This is a genomic window from Priestia sp. P5_B4 (assembly GCF_056400385.1).
The window spans coordinates 1-9,094 of the sequence record NZ_JBFULJ010000103.1; the positions used below are offsets into that span (position 1 = coordinate 1).

General features: G+C 38.0%; 9 protein-coding genes. All 9 read left to right on the forward strand.

Going from position 1 to position 9,094, the window contains the following annotated elements:
- Positions 1 to 346, forward strand: a 346-nt coding sequence (locus AC1DRF_RS11320; RefSeq protein WP_477740760.1) for a pantoate--beta-alanine ligase, incomplete at its 5' end; no start/stop codon positions are given.
- A complete protein-coding gene (gene panD, locus AC1DRF_RS11325) occupies positions 347 to 730 on the forward strand; it encodes an aspartate 1-decarboxylase (RefSeq protein ID WP_013056099.1) in 384 nt (127 codons plus the stop codon).
- A 200-nt stretch (positions 731 to 930) separates the two neighbouring features.
- Positions 931 to 3,732: an ATP-dependent DNA helicase DinG gene (gene dinG / locus AC1DRF_RS11330; RefSeq protein ID WP_477740761.1), complete on the forward strand. Its 2,802-nt coding sequence runs from the start codon at positions 931 to 933 to the stop codon at positions 3,730 to 3,732.
- A gap of 88 nt (positions 3,733 to 3,820) precedes the next feature.
- Positions 3,821 to 4,618, forward strand: a complete 798-nt coding sequence (locus AC1DRF_RS11335; RefSeq protein WP_477740762.1) for a ComEC/Rec2 family competence protein — start codon at positions 3,821 to 3,823, stop codon at positions 4,616 to 4,618.
- Positions 4,619 to 4,806: 188 nt separating this feature from the next.
- The gene (locus tag AC1DRF_RS11340) at positions 4,807 to 4,977 is read left to right on the forward strand and encodes a YpmA family protein (RefSeq protein WP_013056102.1); all 171 of its coding nucleotides are present in this window, start codon (positions 4,807 to 4,809) and stop codon (positions 4,975 to 4,977) included.
- 11 nt (positions 4,978 to 4,988) lie between these two features.
- Positions 4,989 to 5,477: a cell wall elongation regulator TseB-like domain-containing protein gene (locus tag AC1DRF_RS11345; RefSeq protein WP_013056103.1), complete on the forward strand. Its 489-nt coding sequence runs from the start codon at positions 4,989 to 4,991 to the stop codon at positions 5,475 to 5,477.
- 133 nt (positions 5,478 to 5,610) lie between these two features.
- On the forward strand, positions 5,611 to 6,795 hold the full coding sequence (locus tag AC1DRF_RS11350; protein ID WP_013082327.1) for a pyridoxal phosphate-dependent aminotransferase: 1,185 nt from the start codon (positions 5,611 to 5,613) through the stop codon (positions 6,793 to 6,795).
- 157 nt (positions 6,796 to 6,952) lie between these two features.
- Complete coding sequence (gene asnS / locus AC1DRF_RS11355; protein WP_477740763.1) at positions 6,953 to 8,245, forward strand: asparagine--tRNA ligase; 1,293 nt, start codon at positions 6,953 to 6,955, stop codon at positions 8,243 to 8,245.
- A gap of 336 nt (positions 8,246 to 8,581) precedes the next feature.
- A partial coding sequence (locus AC1DRF_RS11360) for a DnaD domain protein (protein WP_477740764.1) occupies positions 8,582 to 9,094 on the forward strand: 513 nt, incomplete at its 3' end.

A 9,094-nucleotide genomic window follows, 5' to 3' on the forward strand; every position in this document is an offset into this window, starting at 1 on the left:
ACCAGTAGATACGGTGAGAGAAGCAGATGGCTTAGCTAAAAGTTCTCGTAACGTATATTTAACAGAAAAAGAAAGAGAAGAGGCACCTGTTTTATTTAAGAGTTTACAAAGCGCTCTGCAGCTGCTTGAAAGCGGAGAGAAGCACGTAGAAATTATTAAACAGACCATTCGAAAAGAAATTGAGCAATATACGAGCGGTAAAGTGGATTATATCGAGGTTTATACGTATCCAAAGCTAAAACCGATTAAACAAGCCGCTGGCAAAATCATTATTGCTTTAGCTGTTCAATTCTCTAAAGCCCGTTTGATTGATAATGTAATTGTAGACGTACAGGGGGATAACTAAATGTTTCGCACGATGATGAACGCTAAAATACACAGAGCTCATGTAACTGAAGCCAACTTAAATTATGTTGGCAGTATCACCATTGATGAAGATATCATCGACGCAGTAGGAATAGCAGCAAACGAAAAAGTCCAAATTGTAAACAATAATAACGGAGCTCGCTTGGAAACTTACGTGATTCCCGGCGAACGCGGGAGCGGCGTAGTTTGTTTAAATGGAGCTGCTGCAAGACTTGTGCAGCCTGGAGATATTATCATCATTATCTCTTATGCGCTCGTGGCAAATGAAGAAGTAGCCCACCATCATCCAACCGTAGCGATTATGAATGAGCAGAATAAAATCCAACAATTGCTTAAACAAGAACCAGCTGGTACAATTCTATAAGAACAGTCCCCCTTTATGAGGGGGATTTTTATTTGAATACATACGCTAGTAAGTGAACGGTATAAACCTCTATACACACTAAAGTAAAACTCTATGTATGAAAGCCTCTCTGTTTTTACGAGAAGGAGTTGCGCTTTTAAAGCATATAGAGCAGGCTTTCACTTTATACTATAAAAAGACAGACTTGCGAGGTGTTGACCGTGAATAAACGCTTTGTTGTGGTAGATCTTGAAACGACGGGACATTCTCCAAAACAAGGAGATAAAATGATTCAATTTGCTGCTGTCATAGTAGAAGACGGCAATATTGTTGAACGTTTTTCTAGTTTTTTAAATCCTGGTATGGATATTCCGCCTTTTATTACACAACTAACTAACATTCAAAATGATATGGTGAAAGATGCGCCTTTATTTGAAGAAATTTCACCTAAAATTATAGAATTGCTAGATGATGCTTATTTTGTTGCACATAATGTGGCATTTGATTTAACTTTTTTACAAGAAGAACTCTATCAGTGCGGAGAGGAGACGCTTTATAATTCAACCGTAGATACCGTCGAACTGGCCCGGATTCTGCTGCCTACAGTTGATGGGTACAAACTTAGCCAATTAGCTGAGTATTTACATATTGAACATGAAAACCCTCATCAAGCAGATAGTGATGCAGAAGTAACGGMACGTATTTTACTGTTACTAATTGAAAAATTAAAGAAGCTACCTCTAACAACCTTAAAGCAGCTGTATGCGCTAAGCTTGCACTTTAAAAGTGAAATTGGAGAACTGATTCAACAAGTTATAGATGATAAAAGCTATGCCGAGGATGATTCTTATGAATTTATACATGGCATTGCGCTAAACAAATATCAGCCGCATTCAGCTAATGAAAAGCAGCACTCTCATACTTACGAAATATTTGAAACTGAAAAGCAAAAGCTGTTCCATCAGGCTCTGCCATTGTTTGAAGAACGAAAAGGGCAGTGGGAGATGATGAACTTTGTACAAGAGTGCTTTGCAGGTAATGAGCATGCTTTAATTGAAGCCGGGACCGGTATTGGTAAAACCTACGCTTATTTAGTTCCTGCCGTGTTTTATGCTTCTGTTCATCACCGCCCAGTTATTATCTCAACTAACACGGTAACGCTTCAGCAGCAAATCATCGAAAAAGATGTGCCCATTCTAGAAAAGATTGTTCCGTTTCCTGTTACGGCAGCTGTTTTAAAAGGAAGAGAACACTACATTAGTATAAGAAAATTTATTCAGCTCTTAAAAGAGCGCAATAATAATTACGATGCAATTCTTACAAAAGCGAAGCTGCTTATTTGGCTGACGGAAACGGAAACGGGCGATAGCGATGAAATAAACCTGCCTTCTGGCGGCAAACTTTTTTGGGAACAGCTAAATGAAAGCAATCCGTCTCCAAGTGACTTTAAGCATCCTTGGAAACTTTATTCTTTTTATGAACGAGCGCAGAACAGAGCGCAAAATGCCCATATAGTAGTGACAAATCATCGCTTACTGTTGATGGATGTGATGAGTAATCATGAGCTGCTGCCTGAGTATGAACAGATTATTATTGACGAGGCTCATCACTTAGAAGACATTGCTGGAGAAGAGCTGGGGGAGCGCTTAGATTATTTTGCGGTTCATGCGCTATTAAACCGAATCGGAACCATTCAAGACAAAGGGCTGTTAAAAAAAATTCATCATACGTTTGTAAAGTATAGCATCGAGCTTAATACTGAATTTCTTCAAAACCTGTTTGTGCAGCTTCATTCTGAGTGCGATGACTTATTTCGTTTGATTCATTCTTTTGTCCAAAAAAGAATCGGCAATCAGCAGGGCGAGATTGGAAGAAGCAGCTATCGATATAAAGTGGAAAAAGAGCATGKGCATTACTGGACGGCTATTCAAGAAGCAGCGTCGCGCATTCGTTTTTTAATTCACGATCTTTTTACATGGAATGATGGGGCAAGACATTCCTTTGACGAACTATATGACAAAGTCACAAAAAATGAACAGTCGTCTCTTCATGAATTTCAAACGGCTGTTAAAGGATTTGAACACATATCTCAGCAAATAGAAAAGCTTTTGTTCAAACAGCAGAGTCATCACGTAACGTGGTTTGAGATTGAACCAAAAGGAGCAGCGAATGCTACGTATATCTATAGTCAGCCTACTTCCATTGCCGATACGCTGGCTGATGAATTTTTCGCCAAGAAACAAAGCGTTATTTTAACATCGGCTACATTGACGGTGAATGGAACATTTGATTATTTAATTCAAGAGCTAGGGTTATATGACTTTCAGCCTGCTCAACTCATTCTCCCTTCTGAGTTTGATTATGAGAAGCAAGCTAGAGTCTATATTCCTCAAGATATGCCTGCTGTTAACGAAGTATCATTATATGAGTATAGCGCTATGATGGCAGAAAGTATTCTTGACGTAGCTAAAGTAACAAATGGTCGTATGCTGGTGCTTTTTACTTCATATGACATGCTGAAAGCTACGTATGGTTATTTAAAAGAGTTAAACGATCTTGAAGAGTTTGTACTGCTCGGTCAAGGAGTCACAACTAGAAATCGTAATAGACTGCTAAAGGACTTCAGCCAGTTTGAGCATTCCATTCTATTAGGTACAAACAGCCTTTGGGAAGGAATTGATCTGCCAGGAGATTTATTATCATGTCTCGTAATTGTCAGACTTCCTTTTTCATCTCCAAATCAACCTTTGCTGACAGCTAAATTTGAGCAGATGAAAAAAGAAGGAAAAAGTCCTTTTATGAATTATTCACTTCCTCAAGCCGTTATCCGTTTTAAACAAGGATTTGGACGGTTGATTCGTTCGAAAAGTGACCGAGGAGCTATATTTATTTTTGATAATCGTATTACGCGAACAGCATATGGGTACCATTTCCTTCACTCACTTCCAAAAGTCCAGGTTGTTCAAAAAACGTTTTCGAATATCTTACTGGACTACAAAGAATGGTGGAATGAAAAGACTTGAGCATACGCTTAAGTCTTTTTTTATGCATACTGTTTCTTCACTTGAGAGACGATAGTAATATACTATGATAAGCAAATGAGGACATTGTATGATTAAAATATTAATTAGCGCCGTACTGTTTTTTAGTTTTATGAACTGCTCGGTTTCAGCAGCCGTCATTAAARACGTAGATTTTGGTTTACAAGCTGATGAAGTAGTGATCACCTTTTTACCTCTTTCAGCTGGAGAAGCGAGTCTGATTCAAGACGGAAGCGGTGAGACTATTTTGATAAATACCGGGAATGCATCTTCCTATCCCGAGCTGAAGAAGTGGTTGAAGCGATATAAAGTGAAAAAAATCAACCAATTAGTGATTACGAAACAGCAAAAGTACTATGATTCAAATGTTCAGCGAGCTGTGAATGATTATCATATAGAGCGTATTATTGTCCCCGCTCAGTACCAGGCGGAATTTCAAACAGAGAAGTGGAAAGAAAATGATTTATTTCAGTTAACAAATAATATACACGTTGATGTCTTGCATGCATCGAAGCAAAAAATAGCGGCTATGGATCTATTATTTACGATCGGAGAACATCGGATTCTATATGCAATGAGCAGCTCAGATGAAGTAGAAGAAAAGTTTTTACGTATTCCTCTTACCCATGTAGATGTATTGAAAATTCCTGATTTTGGAGAGGGAACGTTTTTTTCGAATGCATTTTTGAAGCAATTAGATACACAGCTTGCCGTTTCTTTTACGAAACCAGGCCGTTCCTATTCCCCTCGACTGCTTTCAAATTTAACAGCTGAATGGATTGAATTATATGACGTAAGAGAGGGGAGCGCTTACTCTATTAAAATGTCGCTAAAATCCTATGATGTGATGAAATTTTCTGCAAAATAAACAAATTTCCTTTTGCAAAAAGAGGTAAATTCCTTATAATATTATATATGTTTACTTATTTATTCGGTTTTTACGCAAAACGTACAGACGGGATTGATGAGTGAAAAAGATGACGATGGTTTTTGATACCTGTTATAATACGAATATCGTCATTTTTGCGTCGTGATAGACGAGCTAGGAGGTTTACAATGGAAAGTAGGATTGAAGTATTATCAACTGTCCGCGTGGAAAATTCCTCGGATTTATATAAAATTGTTGATAGTTTGAATCGCACGTTGAAAAAGCAAGATTTGATGTTCGGATTAGCGTTAGATGAAGAAGATCAAAGCAAAGCTGTATTTACAATTTATCGTACATAAGTAGGGATTTTATGAAAAAGTTAATTATTGTAGCGGTAGCTGCTGTGCTTTTAATTATCGGAGGCATTTCTTTTAGCATTTATCACTCGTCCGTGAAGGATGTTCAGTCTGCTGAGGAAAAAGCAGCATCCCAAGCAAAAAAAGAATTTAATTTGAAATCTGTCACAAGCACCCAGCCATATTTCGGCAATCATGCATTTTATGTAGTAGAAGGTACAAACCGAAGCAATCAAAAGGTAATTGCTTGGATGCCTAAAAGCAAAAAGCAAACAGCTGTTTTAAAGAAAGCAAGCAGCGGGATCACAAAAGAGAAAGCCATTTCCATTGTGAAAAATGATAAAAACCCGCAGGAAATTAAGTCGGTGCGCCTAGGCATTGAAAATAAAAAGCCGCTGTGGGAAGTAACATATGTGGATAAAGATAAAAAACATTTAACATACTATTATCTTGATTTCTCTAGCGGTGAATTTATAAAACGATACAGCTTATCTCAATCATAAATCGTTTATACCATATGAAATACCATATGTGTCATAATATAAGGTTTCAGCGCTTTATGAAAATGAAGCCAATTTTTTATCTATAATCAGCTCGCGGGCTGATTATAGCTTTAGTTCATAGGGGGAGATTTTAGTGAAGTTAGCAAAACGTGTATCAGCATTAACGCCATCATCAACATTAGCGATTACAGCAAAAGCGAAAGAATTGAAAGCGGCTGGTCATGATGTGATTGGACTTGGAGCAGGGGAACCTGATTTTAATACGCCGCAGCACATTTTAGAAGCGGCTGTTACAGCAATGAATGATGGTCAGACAAAATATACGCCAGCAGGCGGCCTTGCACCATTAAAAGAAGCGGTAATTGAAAAATTCAAACGCGACCAAGGCCTGACGTATTCACCTTCTGAAATTATTGTTTGTACAGGTGCTAAGCACGCACTGTATACGTTATTTCAAGTTCTGTTAGACGAAGGTGACGAAGTGATTATCCCAACTCCTTACTGGGTGAGTTATCCTGAGCAAGTAAAGTTAGCAGAAGGTACACCAGTATTCGTTGAAGGTTCTGAAAATAACGAATTTAAAATCACACCTGAACAATTAGAAGCGGCTATTACTGCTAAAACCAAAGCTGTTATTATCAATTCACCAAGCAACCCAACAGGTATGATTTACACAAGAGAAGAGCTTCAAGCTTTAGGAGAAGTTTGCTTGAAGCACGATATTTTTATCGTATCAGATGAAATTTATGAAAAGCTTGTATATGGTCAAAATGAACATGTATCGATTGCACAGCTTTCACCAGCGTTAAAAGAAAAAACAATTATCATTAACGGTGTTTCTAAGTCACATTCCATGACGGGCTGGCGCATTGGATATGCAGCTGGTGATGCTACAGTTATTAAAGCGATGACAAACCTAGCGAGTCACAGCACGTCAAATCCAACATCTATTGCTCAATATGCAACAATTGCTGCTTATAACGGCACTCAGGAGCCGGTGGAAATGATGCGACAAGCTTTTGAAGAGCGTCTAAACGTAATTCATGAAAAGCTGATTAATATTCCAGGATTCTCATGCTTAAAACCACAGGGTGCTTTCTACTTATTCCCTAATGCAATTGAAGCTGCAAAGTTAACTGGTTTTGATACAGTTGATGCATGGGTAGAAGCTATTTTAGAAGAAGAGAAGGTAGCGCTAGTGCCTGGATCAGGATTCGGTTCACCAGAAAACGTGCGTCTTTCTTATGCTACATCACTAGATTTGCTAGAAAAGGCATTGGAACGAATTCAATCATTCATGACTCGTCACATGAAATAAAAAAGTAACAATAGATAGAAACAAAAGAGCCTTTTAGCACAAATCACACGTGTTAGAAGGCTCTTTTTGTTTGTTACTTGTTATTATGTTTGTCGAAATGTATAATAGGATGGCATACATAATTACGAAATGTAAGTTTTTTGGAGGGATATTAATCGTGAAAATTACGATTTCAGAAGCAAGCAAGCATGTAGGAAAAGAAGTAACAATTGGTGCTTGGTTAGCGAATAAACGTTCAAGTGGTAAAATTGCCTTTTTACAGCTGCGCGATGGATCAGGATTTATGCAAGGGGTAGTTGTAAAAGCTGAAGTAGAAGAAGAAACTTTTAAATTAGCTAAATCTATGACGCAAGAATCATCACTATATGTAACAGGTGTAGTACGTGAAGATGAGCGCTCACCGTTTGGCTATGAATTAACAGTTACAAGCCTTGAAGTTATTCATGAAGCTGTTGATTATCCAATTACGCCAAAAGAACATGGAACAGAGTTCTTAATGGATAACCGTCATTTATGGCTGCGTTCTAAACGTCAACATGCTGTTATGAAGGTTCGTAACGAAATTATTCGTGCAACGTATGAATTCTTTAACGAAAACGGGTTTACAAAAGTAGATCCGCCAATCCTAACAGGAAGTGCTCCTGAAGGAACAACAGAATTATTCCACACGAAATATTTTGACGAAGATGCATATCTTTCTCAAAGTGGACAGCTTTATATGGAAGCAGCGGCAATGGCTCTTGGAAAAGTATTTTCATTCGGTCCAACGTTCCGTGCTGAAAAATCTAAAACACGCCGTCATTTAATTGAGTTTTGGATGATTGAACCAGAGATGGCTTTCTACCAATTCGAAGATAACTTGARAGTACAGGAAGAGTATGTGTCTCATGTCGTACAGTCTGTTTTAACAAACTGTAAGTTAGAGTTAAATGTACTAGGCCGTGATACATCTAAGTTAGAACAAATTAAAGCGCCATTCCCTCGTATTTCGTACGATGACGCTCTTAAATTCTTACATAAAAAAGGATTTACAGACATTCAGTGGGGAGATGACTTTGGAGCACCGCATGAAACGGCTATCGCAGAAAGCTATGACAAGCCGGTATTCATTACACACTATCCAACGTCATTAAAACCATTTTATATGCAGCCAGATCCAACAAATGAAGACGTAGTATTATGCGCAGATTTAATCGCACCAGAAGGCTACGGAGAAATCATTGGAGGCTCTGAACGTATTCATGATCAAGAGCTTTTAGCTCAGCGTGTAGAAGAGCACAAATTAGATACTGAAACGTATAAGTGGTATTTAGAGCTTCGTAAGTATGGCTCAGTTCCACATTCAGGATTTGGTTTAGGCCTTGAGCGTACGGTAGCATGGATTAGCGGCGTAGAACACGTTCGTGAAACGATTCCATTCCCACGCTTATTAAACCGTCTATACCCGTAAGGAAGTGAAAAAAGTATTCTGACTCTTGTAGTCAGGATACTTTTTTAGCTTTTTTTATGAATTATAAAAAGAAAAGAAAAACGAGGCTTTTACTTATATCATAAGGAAACAAAGGCAAACATAGAAAAGAGCCTAACTTAAAAGGGAGTTGCAATTCTCGAAAAAATAAGTTAGTGTAATATTCTTGGAAGGAAGTCATCGTTCGTATATATTTTATATGTGCAGAGCAATGGTACGGTTTCAGCGGAAAGTTTTACATAGAAGCTTTTTTAGCTTCGAATAATTATTACTTTGACTATAAACTTCATGATATACTAACTACTGAGGTGTTCGGATATGAAAAAAGAAACGTTAATTGAATGGTTTGAACAAGGCACAGTTTCAATTCCGAAGCTGCTGTTTAATCACTATAGCGATTTGGGAATGAACGAAACGGAATTCATGACGTTAATGCATATTTATGTTTCCATTGAAGGCGGTGAAGGTTTCCCGACACCTAACGAATTGGCGGCAAAAATGAGTATTTCAAGTGCTGTCTGTATGGATACGCTGCGAGCATTAATTCAGCGCGGCTTTTTATCTATTGAGCAAGATCAACAGCAAAACGCCCTTATTTGTGAACGTTATTCATTAAAACCGCTTTGGGAAAAGCTTATTCATCATATGATGCAAGAAACAAGAGAAGTAGAAAAAAGTGAAGAAGAACAAGAAGAGCTTAATTTATATACAATGTTTGAAAAAGAGTTCGGCAGAGCATTGTCTCCGTTTGAATGCGAAACGCTAGCGATGTGGATTGATCAAGATCATCATGATCCCATTATTATTAAAGCGGCACTAAGAGAGTCGGTG